Origin of the sequence: Corynebacterium sp. MSK071, from assembly GCF_030232125.1 — a bacterium.
Classification (GTDB): domain Bacteria; phylum Actinomycetota; class Actinomycetes; order Mycobacteriales; family Mycobacteriaceae; genus Corynebacterium; species Corynebacterium kefirresidentii.
This window is the reverse complement of sequence record NZ_JASPJA010000005.1, coordinates 21,860-40,926: the sequence shown is the minus strand read 5'-3', so window position 1 is coordinate 40,926 and position 19,067 is coordinate 21,860. Positions and strand designations below refer to the sequence as shown.

The 19,067-nt window shown below is 60.2% G+C and carries 14 protein-coding genes; 5 read left to right on the top strand and 9 right to left on the bottom strand.

The features are described 5' to 3' along the window. Positions 1 to 2: 2 nt before the first annotated feature. From QP990_RS05195 to QP990_RS05180, 4 genes are read right to left on the bottom strand one after another with little or no spacing between them, the layout of a single operon-like run. Entirely contained in the window at positions 3 to 2,588 is a 2,586-nt protein-coding gene (locus QP990_RS05195) for an AAA family ATPase (RefSeq protein WP_284798606.1), read from the bottom strand. Beyond that, on the bottom strand, positions 2,588 to 3,706 hold the full coding sequence (locus tag QP990_RS05190) for an exonuclease SbcCD subunit D (protein ID WP_023027841.1): 1,119 nt from the start codon (positions 3,704 to 3,706) through the stop codon (positions 2,588 to 2,590). Before QP990_RS05190 ends, QP990_RS05195 begins: the two co-directional genes overlap by 1 nt. After that, entirely contained in the window at positions 3,706 to 4,527 is an 822-nt protein-coding gene (locus QP990_RS05185) for an SWIM zinc finger family protein (protein ID WP_023021792.1), read from the bottom strand. Before QP990_RS05185 ends, QP990_RS05190 begins: the two co-directional genes overlap by 1 nt. A 3-nt stretch (positions 4,528 to 4,530) precedes the next feature. Beyond that, entirely contained in the window at positions 4,531 to 7,566 is a 3,036-nt protein-coding gene (locus QP990_RS05180; RefSeq protein WP_200287725.1) for a DEAD/DEAH box helicase, read from the bottom strand. 167 nt (positions 7,567 to 7,733) lie between these two features. Here QP990_RS05180 and putP point away from each other — a divergent pair, with 167 nt between their 5' ends. The 3 genes from putP to QP990_RS05165 are packed head-to-tail and all read left to right on the top strand — an operon-like array spanning position 7,734 to position 10,409. Then, the gene (gene putP, locus QP990_RS05175) at positions 7,734 to 9,299 is read left to right on the top strand and encodes a sodium/proline symporter PutP (protein ID WP_023021794.1); all 1,566 of its coding nucleotides are present in this window, start codon (positions 7,734 to 7,736) and stop codon (positions 9,297 to 9,299) included. A 37-nt stretch (positions 9,300 to 9,336) separates the two neighbouring features. Beyond that, positions 9,337 to 9,915, top strand: a complete 579-nt coding sequence (locus QP990_RS05170) for an HNH endonuclease family protein (RefSeq protein WP_023021795.1) — start codon at positions 9,337 to 9,339, stop codon at positions 9,913 to 9,915. 44 nt (positions 9,916 to 9,959) lie between these two features. Continuing rightward, positions 9,960 to 10,409 (top strand): hypothetical protein, encoded by a 450-nt coding sequence (locus tag QP990_RS05165; protein WP_023021796.1) that lies wholly within the window; start codon positions 9,960 to 9,962, stop codon positions 10,407 to 10,409. A gap of 20 nt (positions 10,410 to 10,429) precedes the next feature. On the opposite strand, the gene QP990_RS05160 is transcribed toward QP990_RS05165, so the two are convergent. Further along, positions 10,430 to 11,245: an HNH endonuclease signature motif containing protein gene (locus QP990_RS05160; protein WP_284798603.1), complete on the bottom strand. Its 816-nt coding sequence runs from the start codon at positions 11,243 to 11,245 to the stop codon at positions 10,430 to 10,432. A gap of 552 nt (positions 11,246 to 11,797) precedes the next feature. Continuing rightward, on the bottom strand, positions 11,798 to 13,657 hold the full coding sequence (locus QP990_RS05155) for a DEAD/DEAH box helicase (protein ID WP_200287727.1): 1,860 nt from the start codon (positions 13,655 to 13,657) through the stop codon (positions 11,798 to 11,800). A gap of 373 nt (positions 13,658 to 14,030) precedes the next feature. On the opposite strand from QP990_RS05155, the gene QP990_RS05150 reads away from it, so the two are divergent. After that, complete coding sequence (locus QP990_RS05150) at positions 14,031 to 14,645, top strand: hypothetical protein (protein WP_200287728.1); 615 nt, start codon at positions 14,031 to 14,033, stop codon at positions 14,643 to 14,645. Here the strand turns inward: QP990_RS05150 and hutI are convergent. Then, complete coding sequence (gene hutI, locus QP990_RS05145) at positions 14,642 to 15,811, bottom strand: imidazolonepropionase (RefSeq protein ID WP_023021800.1); 1,170 nt, start codon at positions 15,809 to 15,811, stop codon at positions 14,642 to 14,644. The two genes, QP990_RS05150 and hutI, sit on opposite strands and share 4 nt — an antisense overlap. Beyond that, complete coding sequence (locus QP990_RS05140; protein WP_086588060.1) at positions 15,812 to 17,488, bottom strand: urocanate hydratase; 1,677 nt, start codon at positions 17,486 to 17,488, stop codon at positions 15,812 to 15,814. A gap of 188 nt (positions 17,489 to 17,676) precedes the next feature. On the opposite strand from QP990_RS05140, the gene QP990_RS05135 reads away from it, so the two are divergent. Continuing rightward, complete coding sequence (locus QP990_RS05135; protein WP_284798597.1) at positions 17,677 to 18,462, top strand: SGNH/GDSL hydrolase family protein; 786 nt, start codon at positions 17,677 to 17,679, stop codon at positions 18,460 to 18,462. Here the strand turns inward: QP990_RS05135 and QP990_RS05130 are convergent. After that, positions 18,445 to 19,035: a flavin reductase family protein gene (locus QP990_RS05130; RefSeq protein ID WP_284798595.1), complete on the bottom strand. Its 591-nt coding sequence runs from the start codon at positions 19,033 to 19,035 to the stop codon at positions 18,445 to 18,447. The genes QP990_RS05135 and QP990_RS05130 overlap by 18 nt on opposite strands. Between the last annotated feature and the right edge of the window lie 32 nt (positions 19,036 to 19,067).

Here is a 19,067-nt window from a genome sequence, read left to right as displayed (position 1 = left end):
CACTAGATTACCCCTTTGAGGGAAGCGATGTCGCGCTCGCTGCGACTCGGCACGCGAGAGTAGCGCTCCGGCATGCAGGTAAAGACCAGCACCTGATTATCTCGTCCCACGTGGGAAAAGAGCGTAGCCATAAGCTGTAGGCGGTGCGCGTCGGTAGAGCCCAGCGCATCGTCTACGATGACCGGCACCGACTCTGCCCCTACCAATTGCGCAATGGCAAAGCGGGTGAGGATGGCCAGCTGCTCGCGCGCACCGCCGGACAAACTGGCCAGGTTCACCGTCTCTCTATCCTGGGTACGGGCGGTCACGCGGAGATCTTCATCGAGTTCGAAGGTGATATCGCCACCATAAACGGTGCGAGCCAGCTGTGAGAGTGCGTCCACGAAGGGCGCGGCGTAGCGCTGGCGGGCGGCATCGCGGTGCTTGAGTAAAAGTTCGCGCAGATAGCGGGCTGCTTGCGCGCGCTTGTCTACGCTCTCGTACACCGCGCGAGCCATCTCTACCGCTGCGGTGGCCTGCTGGGCGCGCTCTGCGGCACCAGAGTGGAAGTTGATTTCGCTCGATAGTCTGCCGAGGTCCACCTCACAACGCTGGATGCATCCGGTGAGGTATTCCAGGTGGGACTGCGCGCCTTCTACCAGCGAATTGGCGGTATCAAGATCAACCGCTTCCATCTGCTCCAGCTGCCCGCGCAGCTGTGCCACGACGGTCTCCAAACGGGTGACCTCGGCATGGAGCGCCTCGTCGGCGGCATGCTCGCGCGCGGAGGCGAGCTCCCTGGTCACGCGCTGTGCATTCTCGCGGGCGGCGGTCAGCTCGGCGTTTAAGCGCACTACCTCGTGGGCAAGACGGCTTTCGCGATACGGCACAAGCTCGCGGTCGAGCGCATTGACTTTTTCGCTGGCTGCTTCTTCCGCGGCTTCGGCGGCAGCGAGATCGACCTCACCCGCATCTTTAAGGTCCGCCACCTTCTCGGACAAAGCGGAATGCTGGGCGCGGAGGTCGGCTAAATCATCCGGCCCCAGTTCCGCGGCGAGAGCCCGGGTGGCGGCATCCAGAGTGTCGTTGAGCGCGCGGTGCTCCTCATGGGTCTTTTCGGCCGCTTCGACAGAATCCACGCCAAGGGTATCGAGCAGATCCTGCAGTCGCGTGCGGGCCTGTTCCACATCGCGCAGGGTAGCTTCGGCCGAGTAGGCCCCAGCGGAAAAGCGGGCGGTGATTTCACCAATGGTGATAACTCGGGCATCGACCAGCTCGATGGCGGTGTCCTCGCCTATCTCGACGTCCTCCCCATCAACACGGATCCTAGAACCATCCGGACCCGAAAAGTGCACCTTGGCGGCCGCAGCCTCGTGCAGGCGCGTGGCTACAGACAGCGCCGAGTCCGCCTTATGCAGGCCGCTGATATCGGCCGCGGTGATCTCGCGTCCGCGCTGGGCAATGGCCGCACGGGCTTGGTCTACCTCGGCGGCGAGGGCGTCGAGTGATTCCAACCGGGCGCTTAACTGTTCAAATCTCTGCCTATCTTGCAGGCGGCGAGCCTGTTTGAGAGTGCTGCGGGCCGCGGCATAGTCCTCGTTTGCCTCTGCCAGGCGCTTGTCCAGTGACTCTTTTTCCGCAGCTTCTTCTTGAGCTTTTTCTTGCGCGCCGGTGAGCTTCTTCTCGGCGTCCTTGGCAGCCGTGGCAGATTCATCGGCTGCGGCGACGAGCCCGGCGCGCTCGGTAACCGCTGCCTGGGCGCGGGCGAGGTCCTCGATGGCGCGCTCGAGCGTGGCTTTGTGGGAATCCAGCGTGGCCTGCGCGGTTGCGGCTTCCTCCGCCTGGGTCTGCTTTTCAGTGAGATCGGCCCGGGCGGCGGGAAGCTCGGCTTCGGCGGCGGATAGGTCGCGCTGGAGTTGCTCGTAGCGCTCAACCACGGAGTCCAGCTCCCGCAGTACGCGGGTGGCCTCGGTGTATTCTTCTTCGGCCTGCGTGAGCGCTTCGGCGGACTCCTTATATTCACCGGCTGGGTTGCCCTTCGCGGCGGTGAAGTAGCGCTGGTATTCCTTATCCACGCGGGCAAGGAGCGCGGAATCATCGCCGGAGACCTCTTCTTCGGCCAGGCCAGATTCGCGCTCCAAGGCGCGGGTGAGGCTAGGAATGCCGACGGCCGAGATGGCCTCGCCGGTGTCGTCTTGGCGCATAAAGAGGGCGTCGACAAGCGAGCGGTCCAAGTGCTCCGAGAGGATGCGCTCCAACTCATCATCGGCCTGACTGCCGGTAAATTGCGCCGGCCGCGGGGAAGAAATGTGTAGCTCGCAGGATTTCTTGGAAAGCCAGCGCTTGGCAATGCTAAAGCGGTAGTCGCCTACGCTAAGTTCAGCCGTGATTTCCGGGGCCACGTCTTTGCCCACCGGTTGCAAGGCACGAATGCGTTTGGACCGGCCGCTGTGCTTTTCGGTAAGCACCACGTCGAGCGCCTCCACGATGGTGGACTTACCGGCCTCGTTCTCACCATGGATGACCACGACGCCGGTTTCTGGCAACTCATCCAGGACCAGGTGCTCAATGCCGCGGACGTTATTAAGTTCTAGGCGGTGAATGCGCATTAGGACTGTCCCTCCAGGCGGAATAGCAAGTTGGCAGCGTCGCGGGCGACGGGATCCTCGCGGTTATCCAGAAGCTCCTGCAGGGCCTCGGCCGCGTAGCCGGAAATATCAAGGCTAGCTAGTTCTTCATCGCTGGGCTCAAGGTAGAGATCCATGGTGCGCTCGCGCGGGCGCAGGGAGGCAAATACGGCCTCGTACTCATCTAGTCCGCGCTGCAGGCGGGCGTGGGCCTCGATGCCGAGCGTGCCGCGCAGGCTATATTTCACGGCCGTGCGCACCTTGTCCGGATACTCGCCCAAGCGTGCCAAGAACAGGTCCACGTCTTCGGCGGAATCCACGGCGGCATCGACGGCCTCAAAAGTCCAGCGGCCGATGCGCCGCTTCTCGACGTCCACCTCATCCCCCACGCGCACCACCAGCGCATTGCCAGAATCCGACTCGCCGCCGCCGGTGCTCGTTTCCTTAAAATCCGTGGTTTCTGGACTGCCGGAGAACCACACTCGGCCGGTGGTGCCGAGGCTTTCGGTGGAGTGGGTATCGCCGAGCGCCAGGTAATCAATCACCCCGCGATCCAGGCAGTCTTCAACGAAGGCTAGATCGATGGTATCGGCGTCATCCTCGCCAGAGCGGGAATCCACCTGCCCGTGACCAACGGCGATGCGAATGCCCTCGGCCGGCTCCAGCGGCTCGAGAGCGTGGCGGACTAAGTCGTGGTTCGCGCGCTTGGACAGATAAGGCGCGCCAACCAGCTCCACGCCGGGGGCCACCTCAATCGGCTGGGAGTCCGCAATAACGTGAACATTATCGGCGCTGGTCTTATAAAAGACCGAGTCCGCCACCAGCGGGTCATGATTGCCGGGCAGGACGTAGACCGGTACAGGTAGGCGCTTAAACATTTCCGTGGCGCGGGCGAGGATTTCGCGGGAGAGGGAATTGTGCTCAAAGACATCGCCGGCTACGACGATGAAATCCGCCCCGGTGTCCTCGGCCAGCTCGCCCAGCCGCATGATCGCGGCCTCGCGGTCATCATTAAATCGACCCTGGGCCTCGCCCTTCAAGAACCAGCGGGTCATGCCCAGCTGAAAATCGGAGGTATGGATAAACGTGGTAGCAGTCATTAGTGCGTGAGGTGGTAGTAGAGGTCTTCAATATCGGATACCGCGCGCAAGAGATCCAGGTTGGTATGAGAAACCGAACGCATGGCCTTGCGCAAGAGGTCCGGATCGGAGTCATCGATGGCCGGGGCGACCTTGGGCTGCGGCAGCTTCGGCAGCTCGCGGCCGTTCCAGAAGATCTCATTCTTTTCTTCCTCGGACAGCCCGCTTGGGGTAAAGCTTTCGCGGCTGACTGTCTTAGCCTGTTCGAGGACCATGCGCTCCAGGCGGGCAAAGTCCAAGCCACGCATATTAAAAATGACAGCCGGGTCCGCATCCGCCCGGGTGGCGAGCTTATCGCCCACCGCCACGATGTGCTTGCACACGTACTCGCCGTCCGGGCAGTCACAGGTCAGGCGCAGGTCTTCGGCCTCGGGGGCGAAAAGGGTGTCTAGGGCGGCGTCGGCAAGCAGGCCTTTGCGTGCATTGGCAATGGAGTTGGGGGTGCGGGCGAATTCGGTGGCCAGCTGGGCAATATCGTCATTATTGCGGTAGGGCAACTGGATGAGCACCGCGAAGGGCTCATTCTGGGAGCCGGCCACGCGGCCGTGGATGGCGCCGTTGCGCACCTCCAGTCCCACGACGTGGCCGCCCTCGGCATACTGGCGGCCGCGGGTAATCCGGCCGCGATCCGCACCGTGGGAGGTAAAGGCCGCGATACGCGAGGCCGTCGTGGACAGGATGCGCCCGCTGCGGTCGACGTGATTGACCTCAGCCGGGGTGCTTACCCGCTTGCGGGTACCAAAATTGGCATAGATAACGTTGTCATCGCCTTTAACAGCCATGGATTACTCCCTCCCCCGGTAGCTCATGAGTGCGGCCAGCTGATCTGGGTCCAGCTCGGTGAGCCAACCCTCGCCCTCGCCCACGACGGCGCCGGCCAGCTGCGTCTTACCATCCAAAATGTCCTGGATAGATTCCTCCAGCGTACCCGCGGTGATCATCTTATATACCTGCACATTGCGGCGCTGGCCAATGCGGAAGGCGCGGTCCGTCGCCTGGTTTTCCACCGCCGGGTTCCACCAGCGGTCCATGTGGACGACGATGGAAGCAGCCGTCAGGTTCAGGCCGGTACCGCCGGCCTTGAGCGAAAGGATCATCGCCGGCGGACCATCCTCGGACTGGAAGTCTTCCACCATCTGGTCGCGCTTATTTTTGCTCACCCCGCCGTGGAGGAAGGGGATCTCCCGGCCGAGCTGATCGCTAAGGTATGGCTGCAGGATATCGCCAAAGGCCTTGTATTGGGTAAAGACCAAGAGGCGCTCGCCGGATTCAGTGGCCTCGTCCACGATGCGCATGAGTTCTTTAACCTTGCCGGAGCGATGCTTGCCCTTGAGCGTCACCGGCGAGCTATCGCCCAGGTAATGCGCGGGGTGATTACAAATCTGCTTGATACGGGTGAGCGAGGACAACACCAGCCCACGCTTATTCATTCCCGTAGCTTCCTGCAGGTCTTTTTTCACCTGGTTGACCAGTGCTTTATACAGGGCGGCCTGCTCGGTGGTCATGGACACGGTAAGGATTTGCTCGGACTTTTCAGGCAGATCGTCGATAATATTCGGATCCGTCTTCACACGGCGAAGGATAAACGGCGCGGTGAGCTGGCGCAGGCGTTCAGACATCTCTTCGTCATCATTGCGCTCGATGGCCTTAGCAAAGTGATTGCGGAAGAACGAGGCGGAGCCCAATACTCCGGGATTACAAAAGTCCAGGATGGAGCGCATCTCCGAGAGGCGATTTTCCACCGGGGTACCGGTCAGCGCCACGCGGTGCTCCGAGGGCAGCGAGCGCACGGCCTTGGATGATCGCGTCGCGGAGTTCTTGATGGCCTGGGCCTCATCTAGAACAACGCGCTGCCAGCCTACCTCGCCCATGTCCTTAAAATCGCGGCCCACGGTGCCATATGTGGTGATAACCAGGTCGCACTCAGTAGCGGCTTGAGCGAAGTCTTCGCCCCGCGGGCGGCTTGGACCATGTTGCACCATAACCTTGAAATCCGGGACGAAGCGCTGCGCCTCGCGCGCCCAGTTTCCTACCACGGAGGTTGGCGCCACGACGAGCGTGGGGCCAGTCTGCTCACCGCGCTCCTTTTCCACCGCGAGAAGGGACAGTAGTTGGAGGGTTTTGCCGAGCCCCATGTCGTCGGCAAGCACGGCGCCTATGCCATTGCGAGACATCCAATACAGCCAGTCGACGCCGCGACGCTGGTACTCGCGCAGCTCCGCATGGACAGTTTTGGGAATGTCCACGCGCTCTGGGGCGACCTTGTCCACCCCGCCGAGCAGGGCCGTATGCCAGGTACTGCCAGTGAACTCGATGGGTTCTTGGGTCATGGACTCGAGCGCCAGCTCGCGCAGCTCAGCCACGGTAACCTGCTCGTGTTCTTCGCCACCCTCGTTGAACTCTTGGCGGCGCTGCTCCACGTCCGCCATTAAGGCTTCCCAACCGGGTTCGCCGAGCTGCTTGGCTATCTCCGCGGTAGCGGCCAGCTGCTCAAGTTCCTTCTTCTTGCGCGCCAGGGACTTCTCCCGCAGCGCATCCATGTATCCGGAGACCTGGGAGACAACCTGCTTATCGGCCATGACCCACTTGCCGCGTAACTGGATAAGTCCGGACTTGGAATTGACCAAGTCCTCCATTTCTTCCTCGGTCAACTCCACATCGCCCACGGACATGCGCCAGTTATAGTCCACCAGCTTATTCATGCCAATGTGCTTTTTAGTGGCGGCCTCGGCCGGATCGCGGGCCTCGTGGGTTTCCAGCTTGGCCTTCGTTTCCATCTGCGCCCAGGCCTTGGGCAGCATGACAGTCACGCCACTGGCCTTGAGCTTGTCCACCTCGTGCGTAACAAAATGGGTAAGTTGGTGGGTTTCTAGGTAGACATCCCAGTCGCCGTCGCCGGGCTGCGGCAGCTGTGCGGTCTCCCCCAGCGTGGGCGCGATGCGCACAGCCTTGCGGTGGGCTTCCCGCAGCTTTTCGACGCTCGCCCTATCCAGACTCTGCGCTGACACCGGCCGCGGAGCATCCGTGCCCGAGCGCACCCGCACGCGCACCGGCCACTTGGCCGCATCCGGGTCATCTTCTGCCGGTTCTTCCACGATGTAGACCAATTGGAGTTCCACCTCGTAGATGGAATTCTTCCACTCATTGAGCCCGCGCAAAAGCTGCGCGCGCCCACGCCGGATCGGCCGCGTATCGAGCAGGGCGCGGGCGAACTCGTGCCACGGCATCGGCCGCGGTGCTTCCGCCACGGGCCGCAGCTCTCGAAACGCGATCCAGTGCGTGAGCTCATCGGCCATGTCATCCGACAGTGCCCGATTATTAACATGCAAGATGCCGGGCGCGGCTGCCATCATCTCTGCAAGCCACCCGCGCTCCCCCAAGCCGGAGGCCAGCTGCCACATGGGGAACCACTCATTGGCCTGGTAGGCCAGCCGGAACGTCACGCGCCCGGCGCGCACGAATTTGCATAGGCCACTGTAGGCATGGAGCAGCCACTGGAGGTCAGGGGCGATGGTGGCAGGCGGCTTGTGATTCAGGTGTTCCATCTGAGTAAGCGCCGCGACGGCCTCTTCTGGGCCGAACATTGCCATCGGCACCATCAAGGACACGTCCTTGCCCTTGGGCGTGCGCAGCGAGACCCGCGCCCGGTTGCGGAAAGATTTCTTCCCCAGGATGGACTCTACCGCCGGCGGGAAGGTGCCTTCAGGAACGGCATTGGGCATGACAATCTTGTGCCCTTCTACCTGTTCAATCCACAGACCAAGCCCCGTAACGGGGAGCCACAGTCCATGCACGAGGTAAGAAGCCATAACCGCCAGCATAGCAGCCCTTCCAAGTTTGTTACACGCTCGTTATATTTCCCTCTTTCCCCAGTTGAACGATAGAAAATCCAAACGGAGACATGCGTCACACCTGTATTTTCGCTTGGGTTAACCTTGTGACCCCGTTAACGTGAATATGTCCTACATATCACTACAAGGAGTAAAACGTGCAAGATTCAACTTGGTACGTCATTGCGATGATCGTGTATCTCCTCGCAATGGCAGCCATTGGCTACTGGAGCTACAAACAAACCGACCAATATGACGATTATGTTTTGGGCGGCCGTGGCCTGCACCCATTCGTAGCGGCTCTTTCCGCTGGCGCATCCGATATGTCCGGCTGGCTACTCATGGGCCTGCCCGGAGCTCTATTCCTTTCCGGCATGTCCGAGCTGTGGATGGCCATCGGCCTGCTCGTCGGCTGCTGGGCTAACTGGAAGTGGGTCGCACCGCGCCTGCGTTCTTACTCGGAAATCGCGGCCAACTCCATTACCGTGCCGTCCTTCTTTGAAAACCGCCTGCACGATAAGTCCCGCCTGCTGCGCATCATCTCCGCAGCCATCATTATTTTCTTCTTTACCTTCTACGTCTCCTCCGGCATGGTTTCCGGTGGCCGCTACTTCGAGTCCACCTTCGGTGGCGACTACCTCACCGGCATGCTCGTCATCGCTGCGGTGACCATCTTCTACACTTTCGTCGGCGGCTTTTTGGCGGTGTCTTACACGGACGTCGTCCAGGGCGTTCTTATGTTCGTCGCCCTGATGATCGTGCCGATCATGGCCATTGTCTCTCTCAGCGATCCATCCTCGATCTTCTCGTTTGCCGCCAATAATCCCTATGGCACCGATGGCGTAGTAGAAAATGACAGCTACTTCTCCATGTTCGCAGGCGTATCCGCCGGCGTTATCATCGGCAACCTGGCCTGGGGCTTGGGCTACTTTGGCCAGCCGCACATCGTTGTCCGTTTCATGGCGCTGCGTAAGCCTTCCGACGCCAGCCAAGGCCGCTTCTACGGCGTGACTTGGATGGGCCTGTCCGTCATCGGCGCAATCTTCGTCGCGCTCTCTGGCACCGTTTACTTCACCCAAACCGGCCACAGCATCACCGACCAGGACAATTTCGAAACCATCTTCCTGGACATGGCACAGGCCATGATGCACCCGTTGCCCGCAGGCTTCGTCCTGACCGCGGTTCTAGCCGCCATCATGTCCACCATGTCTTCCCAGATGCTCGTCGTCTCTACTTCCCTCATCGAGGACCTCTTCCTCATCTTTGCCAAGAAGAAGCCAGGCGAACAGGTCCTCATCAACCTCTCCCGCACCGCAATCGTTGCCATCGCGGTCATTGCCGCCCTCTTGGCGATCAACCCGTCTGACTCCATCCTTGGCCTTGTGGGCTTTGCGTGGGCAGGCTTCGGTTCCGCTTTCGGCCCAATCATCTTGCTGTCCCTGTACTGGAAGCGTTTCAACGCCACCGGCGCGATTGCCGGCATGCTCACCGGCGCCATCGTAGCCATCGGCTGGGGCATGTCTCCGCTTTCCGATACCCTCTACGAGATGGTTCCTGGCTTCTTCCTGGCCCTCATTGTGGCGGTCATCGTCACCAAGCTCACCAAGGAGCCAGCACCGGAAGTTGTTAGCGAGTTTGAAGAGGCCACCAAGCTGGCCAAGCTCGTGGAAAATGACTCCAGCCTCGACTTCGAGGAGGCCGCGGAAAAGGTCACCGATAAATAATCGGAACCATCACGGACTCCACGCAGTCCAATAGGACATGAAGTCCTATTATCTGGCCGCGCTATCATGCGTCACCGTCCTTATCGGCGCATGGTATGCGTGGCCTTTTCCACGTTTTGAGGTCGATACCGTAGCTGCACGCCCTAACGCCGCTGGTTACAATCGCGATGATTTCGGCATCTGGCAGCCCCACGGTGCCTGTAGCACCCGCGAGGCCATTCTGGAAAGCCAGGCCAGCGATCCCCTCCACGATTGCCATGCCCGCAGTGGGACCGTCTATGACCCTTATAGTGGCACCACCATTCCTGCCACTTCACCCATAGAGATCGACCACATCTTTCCGCTCTCCGCGGCCTATGACATGGGCGCTTCCGAGTGGGACCGCGAGACCAAAGTGCGCTTTGGCAACGATCCGCTCAATCTCGTAGCCACCAGCCGCAAGCTCAACCAAGAAAAGTCAGATGCTCTTCCTGCCGAATGGCTTCCGCCGACCAACCGCTGCGAATATTCTCGCCGCCTCGCAGACATCGCCCGCAAGTACTCGCTTCCGCTCCCTTCCGCGGACGTGCGCGCCATGCAAAGGCAATGTCGGATAGCCCTACTCACCGGAAATTGATTAGGGTAAATGTGGCAACTTTCCGCGATTGAAGGGTTCTTTCAATGACTACTTTCCTTGTATTCCTCCACGTGGCTGCAGCTATTCTCTTAATCGGTCCAGTCTGCGTATCTACCTCCAGCTTCCAGACGCAGATGGCAAAGGCAGCACAAGGTGAGCACGCAGCACTAGGCTCCGCCCGCGTTCTGCATAACATAACCAATACCTATGGCTACATTTCCGCTATTGTGCCTATCCTCGGGCTCGGCGTATTTCTCTCCGATATCAGCGCCTACAAGTCCGAGGTAAACTTCCACATCGCCATCTTGGTTGCCATCGTCGCGTGGTGCTTGCTCTTCTTCGTCATCATCCCTAAGCAGAAGAAGGCAATGGCCTCCCTCGAGTCAAACGAAACCTTTGACTACGCGGCGGCAAAGAAGCCACTGTCCGCGTTCGGTGGCGTATTTAACCTCCTATGGATCATCTGCCTAATCCTGATGTACGTCCACTTCTAATTGGTCTTCTAGAAGGCCATCTACTCTTCCGGGACAGTTTCTTCGCTGTCCCGTTTCTCGTTTTCCAGCTCTTCTTTCAATCTCTGTGCATCCTCGTGCGCATTGTGCCGACGCCGCTGTGTCGCCTGCGCCACCGTCTGCGCCCACCTCCGATTTTTCGCTGCGAGTGGCCCGCTAGCTTCGTCATAGACCCACGTGGAATCCTCAAAAAGCCAGACTATGTCCCCACTAATCGGATCCTTTATATAAAAGGCCCGCCCATCAGTCTTGATGTTGTGGTGATGTTGGCATAGGCACGCAAGATTGGCCGCCGCCGTAGGCCCTCCTTCGGCAAAGTCGTGTCGATGGTCCATCTGGGAAGCCATTGCTGGCCGCGTGCAGCCGGGCCATCGGCAGGTTCCGTCGAGTCCTTCCACAAAGGCACGGATATGGGGCGGCGTTACGTAGTTTCCACTTTCGTCCTGTGCTGCCTTTTCCATATCGCGGACGGTTGTCGCCCGCTTTTGCATGTCGTCGGCAACCTCTGGCGAGACCCAACCCAAACTTTGAACGAAGGCTGGCGCATCAGGAAGATCGCAGCGGTACATATTGAGCACCACCTTCGCCTTGGCTTCAGCCTTGCCGGTGAGCAGAGCAACTGCCGCTTGGGCCAAGGAAATGTCCTTCTCCGTAGCCACGCTGCGGATATTTCGGTCAATGATTTCGGCGGTTTCTAGGCCCACGTCGAGGCATACTGCGGCCCACTCCCCTCCCGTGGGCTCGAGATTATAGGACTCCTTCCGACGTGGATCGCGCGCGGCGATAGTGGGATCGAGGCGGACAATAAGCTCCCGCAACTTACGCCGCAGGTTGCGATGGGACGGCAATTTTTGGTTGGGGCGCTTGGGGGTGAGGTAGGTGGTTAATTCGGCGTCGATAAGCAGCCGTTTATCGGCGTCAATCTCCCCTAGCTTGGAAAGTGTCTGGTCGATAGTAGGTCTAAATCTAGGTGGTAGAGCTCTTCCTGCCGCGCTTGAAGGTGTGGTAGCTCCTTTAAGCGCTCAAAGGCGAAGATAATATTTCTAATTCGAGACTGCCGCGTACCAGTAAGGTCCGACAACGATTGGCTGATGATTTCGATATCCTCATCCGGATCTGGATGCAGGCGCCTCCATAACAAGTATTCGGCCTTGCGTATGGTTGTAGCTGCTCGTGAGGTTGAATTTTGTGAATTGGTATTGGCAAAGTAGGGCGCATTCATAGACTTCCCCCGCAGAAGTTTCCCTAGAACATGTTTGCGCTTTTAGTATATAAAATCGCTCCGACACGCTACCCCCGTTTATAGTAAAACTGCTGGTCACAGGGCACGAAAAAATGGGCCTCCGAAGAGGCCCATTGAGTCGAAAAATTTAGTCGCGCCAGCGTCCGCCGCGCTTGCGTCCACCGCCGTGATCACGGCGTGGTGGTCGGCCGGTGTCCTTTTGAATATTGATGAGCTGGCCGGAAATGCGCGTATCTTTTAGGCGCTTGAGCACATCTGGATCCAAATTCTTCGGCAGGTCCACCAAGGTGTGGCCTACCGCGATGGTGATGCGGCCGAAGTCCTTAGCGGACAAGCCACCTTCGTTGGCAATGGCGCCAACGATAGCGCCAGGCCGCACATTCTGCCGCTTGCCGACGTCCAACCGGTACGTCTCAAAATCCCCATCGGGTCGTTTCGGTCCACGGCCCTTGCCGCCGCCCTTGAAATCACGGTCGCGCTTACGATCGTCCCGGCGATCACGCTTGGGCTTTGGTAGCGGCTTATCCTCCATGAGGAAGTTCTTGCCGCCTTGCAGCATGACAGCGAGGGCTGCGGCGATGTCGTCCATGGCCGCGTTGTTGTCCTCGGAGTACTTGCGCACCAAGGAGCGGAAGAAGTCCGCCTGCTTATTGTCCATGGAGTTGCTAATGGACTGCGCGAACTTTTCCTTGCGCTTTTCATTGACCTCGTCGACAGACGGCAGATCCATCTCTTCCAATCGGGCGTTAGTAACGCGCTCAATGGATCGCAGCATGCGCCGCTCGCGAGGAGTGACGAATAGGATCGCCTCGCCGGACCTGCCAGCACGGCCGGTGCGGCCGATGCGGTGCACGTAGGACTCGGTGTCGTTAGGAATGTCGAAGTTAACCACGTGGGTGATGCGATCGACGTCGAGGCCACGAGCGGCAACATCGGTAGCCACGAGGATGTCCAGACGGCCATCCTTGAGCTGATCGACGGTACGCTCGCGCTGCGCCTGCGCAATATCACCGTTGATGGCGGCGGCGCTAAAACCGCGGTCCCGCAAGGTCTGGGCTACCTCTTCGGTCTCGTGCTTCGTGCGGCAAAAGACGATGATGGCATCATAATTAATGACCTCAAGGATGCGGGTGAAGGCATCCATCTTCGCGCGATGCGGGATAAGAAGGAAGCGCTGCGTGATGTTGTCATTGGTGCGGCGCTCGGACTTCACCGTGACCTCGGCAGGGTTGTCGAGGTAGCGCTTAGACAGGCGACGGATAGCGTTCGGCATGGTGGCCGAGAAAAGCGCCACCTGCTTGCGGTCCGGGGTATCCTCCAAGATGCGCTCAACGTCTTCCTGGAAGCCCATGTTCAGCATCTCATCGGCCTCATCAAGGACAAGGAACTGCAGCTGAGACAGGTCCAGCGAGCCCTTCTCCAAGTGGTCGATGACGCGGCCTGGGGTACCCACGATGACCTGCGCACCGCGACGCAGCCCGGACAGCTGAATGCCGTAGGCCTGGCCGCCGTAGATAGGCAGTACCTCGACGCCCTTGAGAGATTCGGCGAAGGACTGGAAGGAGTCTGCCACCTGCAGGGCCAGCTCACGGGTTGGCGCGAGCACAAGTGCCTGCGGGTGACGGGCCTTGGCATCAATTTGCGACAGAACCGGCAGCGCGAAGGCCGCGGTTTTGCCGGTACCGGTCTGGGCAAGGCCGACTACGTCGCGGCCTTCCATCAAGATCGGGATGGTTTCTTCTTGAATGGGGGACGGCTTGGTAAAGCCTACTTTCGCAACGGCTTCCAGAATCTTCTCTGGCAGGCCAAGATGCGCGAACCCCTGGGAATTGTCGTTGGCCGAGTCTTGAGACTCAGCGCCGGTGTCCTCAGAAGTATTCGCAGCCCTGGTGTCCTTGGTGACACCTTGCGAGTTGTCCTGAGATTCCGACTTTTTAAAATCTTCCGGCTCGTTGACGCCGCCGGTGGCGTTATCGGTAATGCTCATTGCTTCACCAACCCTACGCGATTGCGGCTATAAACTCCATTGCGCAGCTCCTAGATTTTCCTAGCCCAGATTTCCTGCCCTGTTCGAAGCAGTTCGAAAACACCGAAGTGTGGTGTCGGGGCGGTCTTCTACTGTGCAGCCTATGAGTCATCCACGCCCACGATTCCTTGACGACCAAGCACGTATCCGTGCCAAGCTAAGTTCTTATCCAGGGTTCAGCACGGAACTGGACCCGCCGGTAGACCTTTATCTGTCCTCGCTGTCTACGGGCCTGATCTATCCCACTAGGCGCAGCCCTCGGCCACAGAGCGGAGGGTATGTACACATTACAGACCGGCGTTTTCATCTAAACCCCGTCTTTCGCATAACCGGGGTGGAGGATAATTTTGAATTTTATGTGGTGGAGCTAGATCCAGTGCGCTTTCACCGCACGGAATACGCCGCACGCCCAAAGCTTCTTAGCCTCGGCAGCGTGGTGGACAACGAGAACACAACCTACTTTCCGGTGGAGTTTGATTTCGCACCCCGTGGCAAGTTTGTGACCTTTAGTGCCGTCGATAAGCCTAAGATAGGCCACCTATACTCCTGCTTTACTTCACGGCCTCGGCACCCTTTATGCCTGCGCATAGAATCCACGGAGGACAAAAATGGGCTGGTGCGTGCCCAAGTGAGCGAGGTCTATAGCGATTTTGAACGCGGAGAAAGAAAAGGACCGCGAAAGGACTATGGGCCCGACAACCTCCCCTACCGGCCACCGGCTATCACCCGCAGGGACGTAGAGATAGAGCTAGGGCGCTTTCGTCGCCTCTACGACCCAGAGTCGTGGACTGTCCACGGTGCACAAGACGAAGAAACCCTCTTTATGGTGGAAGATCCGGATGGATCGCGCGCAGTCTTTATCGGCAAGAAGGATGCGTGGCTACATATGACAAAAGAAAAAGGCCGCCGGCTATATCAGATAGCGGCGACCTTTCTAGAAGAGCGCTAGGCTCCGGCGATAAAGGTGCGATAGCTCAGCGGCATGCCTGGGCGGTAGGCCAAATGCACGGCGCTGGGGGCGTCGAGCACGTGCAGGTCGGCGGCGGCGCCTTCCACGATGGTGCCCTTAGCGGGTCGGCCCTGCGGGTCGAGACCATTGCCCACGTTGTGGCGACGCAGGGCGGTAGCCCCACCGGTGGTCGCCGCGTGGATGGCCTCATCAACGGACAGGTACTGCTGGAGGACCGCGGTGGTCACGCAGTAGTTCATCGAGGAGGTATAGGACGTGCCGGGGTTGAGGTTGGAGGCGATGGCGAGGGTTGCGCCGGCGTCGAGAAGCTTGCGGCCTGGGGCTAGCGGCTCGCGAGTGGACAGATCGCAAGCCGGCAGCATGGTGGCCACTGTATCGGAATTAGCCAGCAGTTCTACGTCCTCGTCGCTCAAGTGATTGACGTGGTCTACCGAGGCCGCACCCAACTCCACGGCTAGGGCCACGCCTGGGCCTTCGCCCAGCTGGTTGCCATGCACACGCAGGCCAAGGCCTAGCTTCTTACCGGCTTCCAGTACGCGCCGGGATTGTTCCTCGTTGAAGGCTCCGCGCTCGCAGAAGACGTCGATCCACTGCACATAGGGAGCGACGCCCTCGAGCATCGGGCCAACGACTTCGTCGAGGTAGTCTTCCGCGTCTGCCCCTGGCGGCACCAAGTGGGCGCCAAGGAACGTCACGTCATCTACGTGGCGGGACGCGACCTTTGCGGCCTCTACCTCGGACTCGGTGTTGAGGCCGTAGCCCGTCTTGGTCTCGAAGGTGGTGGTGCCGCCGCGACGGCCAGCGGCCACGCGATCTGCCACCAGCTTGTCCAGGCGGTCGGTACCGGCCTGGCGGGTGGCGTCCATGGTTACGGCAATGCCGCCAGCCTCATAGGAGCCGCCGGAGATGCGGGCCTCAAACTCAGCGGAGCGGTCACCGTCGAAGACCATGTGGGTGTGCGAATCGACCCAGCCGGGCAGGACGGCGCGGCCACCCAGGTCCACCTTCTCATCGGCGGCCGGCGCTTCGGATGCCGGGCCAATCCAGGAGATGGTGCCGGATTCGGCTACCAGGGCGGCGTCGTTAAGCGTGCCACGCTCGCTGACCGTACGGAGTTCTGAAATGCCGGTAAAAAGTGTGCTCATCTAGTCCCTTGCCTTGAATTCCATCGGAATGCGGACGCCGCGCTCATCGGCGACTTCCTTTGCGCGAGTGTAGCCGGAATCGACGTGGCGGATAACGCCCATGCCCGGGTCATTGGTGAGCACCGCGCGCAACTTGGCTGCGGCGAGCTCGGTGCCGTCTGCAACGGTAACCTGACCGGCGTGGATGGAACGGCCCATGCCCACGCCGCCGCCGTGGTGCAAAGATACCCAGGTAGCACCGGAAGAAACTGCAGTCATGGCGTTGAGCAGCGGCCAGTCGGCCACGGCATCGGTGCCATCGAGCATGGCTTCGGTCTCACGGTACGGGGAGGCCACGGATCCGGAGTCTAGGTGGTCGCGGCCGATGACAATAGGAGCCTTGATCTTGCCCTCGCGCACCAGGTCATTGAAGAGCAGGCCGGCCTTGTGGCGCTCGTTATAGCCGAGCCAGCAAATGCGTGCCGGCAGGCCCTCGAATTCGACGTACTCCTCAGCGGCATCGAGCCAGTTGTGCAGGTGCTCGTTATCCGGGAAGAGCTCCTTGAGCGCTTGGTCGGTGACCTTGATGTCCTCTGGGTCACCGGACAGGGCGGCCCAGCGGAACGGGCCTAGGCCCTCGCAGAAGAGTGGGCGGATATAAGCCGGGACGAAGCCGGGGAATTCGAAAGCGCGCTGGTAGCCGGCCTTGCGAGCCTCATCGCGAATGGAGTTGCCATAGTCAAAGACCTCGGCACCCTCATCCTGGAATTCGACCATGGCCTGGACCTGGGCCGCCATGGACTCACGTGCCTTCTTGGTAAAGGTGGTCGGGTCTGCCTTGGCCTCGTTATGCCAGTCCTCCATGGTGATTTCAGAGGGCAGGTAAGACAATGGATCGTGGGCCGAGGTCTGGTCGGTGACGATGTCGACGGTAAATTCCCCGGCGCGCTGGCGGCGCAGGACCTCTGGGAATACCTCGGCGGCGTTGCCTACCAGGCCTACGGAGAGCGGCTTCTTGTTTTCCTTAGCATCAAGAACCAGCTTGAGTGCTTCATCTAGGTCGGTGACAACCTCATCGAGGTAGCGCTTATGCTGGCGGCGCTTCAGGCGGGTTTCATCAACGTCGACAATGAGGCAGGCGCCACCGTTAAGGGTGACGGACAGCGGCTGTGCGCCGCCCATGCCGCCGCAGCCGCCGGTCAGGGTGAAGGTGCCGGCCAGGGTGCCGTTGAAGCGCTTCTTGGCCACGGCTGCGAAGGTCTCGAAGGTACCCTGCAGGATGCCCTGGGTAGCGATGTAGATCCAGGAGCCGGCCGTCATCTGGCCGTACATCATCAGGCCTTCATCCTCGAGCTTGCGGAAGTGCTCCCAGTTAGCCCAGTCTCCCACCAGGTTGGAGTTAGCAATAAGCACGCGCGGTGCCCACTCATTGGTCTTCCAGATGCCCACCGGCTTGCCGGACTGCACCAGCAGGGTTTCATCGGATTCGAGGTCCTTGAGGGATTCTACGATGGCGTCAAAGGCTTCCCAGCTGCGCGCTGCACGACCGGTGCCGCCGTAGACCACGAGGTCCTCGGGGCGCTCGGCAACCTCGGGGTCGAGGTTATTCATGAGCATGCGCAAGGGCGCTTCGGTCTGCCAAGACTTGGCGGACAGTTCGGTTCCGCGCGGCGCGCGTACTTCGCGTGGTTGAGACATGGCTTCCTTTCTTCGTGCTTTTTCGACGCCCTCCCAAGTCCCCTAGGCCGGTGTCCCGGGGCTGTCCCCGAGGACTTGTTCAGCGTCACATGTCATAAAGTACTGTGACCTAGCTCTGTGTACCATGCCACATGAACCCTAACTGTCTCGTATATGAGACAGCTGCGGGATGATCTACGATGGCCTGCATGCGCCGGTTCATCCCCTTCCTTTCCGTGGCCCTCCTCGCCGCTTGTTCCACCCCCGCCGAGGAGCCACAGCCACCCCACTATGTCGCGCTGGGGGATTCCTACGCGGCCATGGGATCCACTACGCTGCCGCTCGATCCGCCCAATACCTGCGTGCGTGCGCAGGATTCCTACCCCGAGCTTGCAGCCAAGGAAATGGACGCGGAGCTCACCAACGTAGCCTGCCAGGGCGCTAGCACCCTCGATGTGCTTTCCTCGGCCGGCGAACACCCCGCCCAGGTCGACGCCCTGCGGGAAGACACCGACCTAGTGAGCCTGTCCATCGGCGGCAATGACGCCAGCTTCGTACGCCTTACCCAATGCGCCACGGATGATATCTGCCAGACGGAATCCGGCCCGCAGATAGACCTGGAAATCCGCGATCTACCCCGCCGGCTAGACAAGGTCTACGAGGAGATCCACCGCCGCTCCCCTGACGCGAAAGTCCTGGCTACTGGTTATCTTCCGCTAATTAAGCGCGGCGAGACCTGCCCCTACATAGAAAAAATCCCGGCCAGTGACCGGGAATGGTTGGCACGCTCCATCGAGCGCATCAACCAGGCGGTGCGCGAGGCCGCCCAGCGCAATGGGGCTATATACGTGCTTGCCGACGCCGCCTTAGACCACACCGCCTGCTCCCCTTCACCGTGGGTGGATTTCACGGGCCAGGAGACTAATTCCTTTCCCATGCACCCCACCCACGCGGGTCAGCGGGCTATGGCCGATGCACTACGCGCTGCCCTCTAGCCCGGCGCGTGCGGCGTCGTCGGAGCCGGGCACGCGCATCTCGAACTTTTCTGTGACCACGGTGTAGTCAAAGTAGCCCATGCGTGCGATGGGCTTGATCTTGAGGATGTCGAGCTTGCCTTCCTCATCGATGACAGATTCATCGATATGGATGGTTTTCACGTCCGCCACCACGAGGTCGATGCTGCCCACCTTGGAATTACCGGGCACGCGCAGCGTGGTTTTGTACTGGCACTCGAACTTCACCGGCGATTCTTTCACCATGGGAATGCGGTGATTGTCCGCATACTCCTTAGTAACGGAAAGGCGATCCCACTCGCTGACGCCATAGTCAAGCACCTGAGCGGATTTATTGACTTCCTCGCGCAGATCATAGGTGGCCATATTCCACACGAACCAGCCGGTTTCCTCCGCGTTAAGCACCGTGTCCTTGCGGCGACCTTCCGGGTATTGGTTGGCCGAAAACATCACCATGGGTGGATCGAAAGTGAGGTTTTGCCACTGACTATAGGGCGCGATGTTTTCGCGGCCCTCACCATCCACGCTGGAAAGCCAGCCAATGGGGCGCGGCACTGTGCTGGCTTTAAAAGGGGAAAACGGCAAGG